The organism is Microvirga sp. P4_G7 (assembly GCF_056401005.1).
Genome location: NZ_JBFUKD010000591.1, coordinates 1 through 2337, shown reverse-complemented (window position 1 = coordinate 2337; position 2337 = coordinate 1). Strand labels below are relative to the sequence as shown.

The following is a 2337-nucleotide window of genomic DNA, read 5'->3' as shown; positions in this document are numbered from 1 at the left end:
CTCAAAGGATTCGGCGACCGGCGTGTGACGGCTCTCTCCGGCGGGCAACGCCAGCGCGTTGCCATCGCCCGCTGTCTCGTGCTCGAGCCGACGCTCGTATTGCTCGACGAGCCGCTGGGCGCGCTCGACTTGAAGCTGCGTGAGCACATGAAAATCGAGTTGAAGCAGCTCCAGAGCATGTTCAACACGACGTTCGTGTACATCACGCACGACCAGTCCGAGGCGCTCGTGATGTCGGATCGCATCGCGGTGATGAACCAGGGCCATTTCGAACAGGTCGGCACGCCACGCGAACTCTACAACGATCCGCAGACGCCGTTCGTCGCGAGCTTCGTCGGCGAGACGAACCGGTGGGCCGGCGAGACGGCATCAGCTTCGTCTGGCGCGATCACGATCCGTTTGCCGTCGGGAACGACCATTCAAGGCAAGGGCGTTGCCGGCAAACCCGATACGCTCTGCTTCGTTCGCCCGGAGGCCATCGCGCTTGCTGGCGATCCTGGAACGCTCGGCGGCGTCGCCAACCGCTTCGAGGGCCGTGTTTCCGCGGTGCTCTTCGATGGTGCAAACTCGAGCCTGCTCATCGAGTCCGCCGGCTTCGAACAGCCAGCTCGCGCCGTCCTGCCGCAGGCCGGGCCGCTCGCCGGTATCGGTGTCGGTGCGCCCATTCATTTCGGCTGGGCAGCGGATGCCATGAAGGTGTTTGCGGCATGATGGCGGCACGGCGTCTCACGCTCTTCCTGCTGCTGGCGCCTGCCATTCTGTGGTTGGGTCTGCTGATCATACTCCCGCATGTGGAGATTTTGATCCTGTCCTTCAGCGAGCGCGTCGCCCCGCGCGTCTATGCATTCGGCATCGGCAATTATCTCGAGTTCTTCACCGAGCCGCTCTATTGGCGAACCTTCGCGCGCACGGCGTTCATGTCGATCCTGGTGACCGCATGTACGTTGGTCCTCGCCTTTCCTATTGCACTCTATATCGCCCGCGTTGCGCAGGGGCGCGTGAAAGCCATGCTTCTCCTGCTCTGTCTCTTGCCGTTCTGGGTCTCGGAGCTGGTGCGCACGCTTGGCTGGATGATCCTTCTGCGCGAGACGGGCGTCGTCTCCTATTTCCTGCAAAGGGTGGGTCTCGCCGGTCAACCGGTCGAACTTCTGTACAACGACGGTGCGGTGATCCTGGGTCTTGTCTATGGGGGCTTGCTCTTCATGATCGTCCCGCTCGCCAACGCCCTCGAGAGCCTCGAACCGTCCGTGGTCGAAGCGGGCTTCGATCTCGGCGGGTCGCGTTGGACGGTGTTGCGTCGCATCGTCATCCCGCACGCGATGCCCGGTATCGTCGCCGGCTCGATCATCGTCTTCATGCTGACCGTCGGCAACTTCGCGACGCCCGTTCTCCTCGGCGGCAAGAACGGTTTGTGGTTCACCGAGCAGATCTACGCCCAATTCATCACGCGGTTCAATTGGCCGCAAGGAGCCGCTTTCGGCATGCTGCTCCTGGTGCTGTCGTCGTTCATCGTCTGGGTGGGTCTGCGTTTGTCGGGACAGAGCCTCGGCACGACCTTGAGACAGGCGTGACACCATGAACCGTCCCACCATAGCCTGGAAACTCTACATCGCGGCGTTCTACCTTTTTCTGTTCGCGCCCCTGCTCGTCGTCGCGATCTTCGCCTTCAACGCCAGCCCGTTTCCTTCGCCGCCGTGGCGCGGCTTGACCTTCGAATGGTTCACCGGAACCGGATCCGTGTTCGGCAAGCCCGGCGTGTTGCGGGATCCGATCTGGCTGGCGAGTATCCTCAACAGCTTCAAGGTCGCTGCGCCGGTTGCGGTTCTCGCCGTTCTCATCGGCACGGTGAATGCGTGGGTGCTGGAGCGGGCGGAGTTCCCGGGCAAGACGATCTTCGCCATGATGATGTTGTGGCCGCTCGTGATCCCGGGCGTCATCCTCGGCATCTCGATCCTGGCTTTCTTCTCGCGCTTGGCCAACGGACTCGAAGATTGGCTTCAGACCGACATCGACGGATTGCGGCCCGGCCTGTTGCTGATCGTGCTCGGACAACTCTCCTTCATCCTCACCATCGCGACTTTGATCATCGCCGCGCGCCTGCGGAAGTTCGATCGGTCATTGGAGGAAGCCGCATTCGATCTCGGCGCGAGCCGCGCCCGTGTGCTGCGCACGGTCACGCTGCCCTTCCTGCGTCCGGCACTCGTGGGAGCCGGTCTCGTCGCACTTCTGATGTCGTTCGAGAATTTCAATACGACATTGATGCTGGTCGGGTCCGACCCGCCGCTGCCGATCACCATGTATGGGCAGATGCGCGAGGGCGCATCGCCGGCCATCAAC

General features: G+C 62.5%; 3 protein-coding genes. All 3 read left to right on the top strand.

What is annotated here, in order from left to right:
* Positions 1–711, top strand: a 711-nt coding sequence (locus AC1DT3_RS18340; protein WP_477466660.1) for an ABC transporter ATP-binding protein, incomplete at its 5' end; no start/stop codon positions are given.
* On the top strand, positions 708–1571 hold the full coding sequence (locus AC1DT3_RS18335) for an ABC transporter permease (RefSeq protein WP_477466659.1): 864 nt from the start codon (positions 708–710) through the stop codon (positions 1569–1571). The genes AC1DT3_RS18340 and AC1DT3_RS18335, both read left to right, overlap by 4 nt.
* A 4-nt stretch (positions 1572–1575) precedes the next feature.
* The coding region (locus AC1DT3_RS18330; protein WP_477466658.1) for an ABC transporter permease at positions 1576–2337 on the top strand (762 nt) is incomplete at its 3' end.

What these genes read in the sequence shown, in the direction of transcription:
- AC1DT3_RS18335 (WP_477466659.1), top strand. Translation starts at nt 708, where the DNA reads ATGATGGCGGCACGGCGTCTCACGCTCTTCCTGCTGCTGGCGCCTGCC.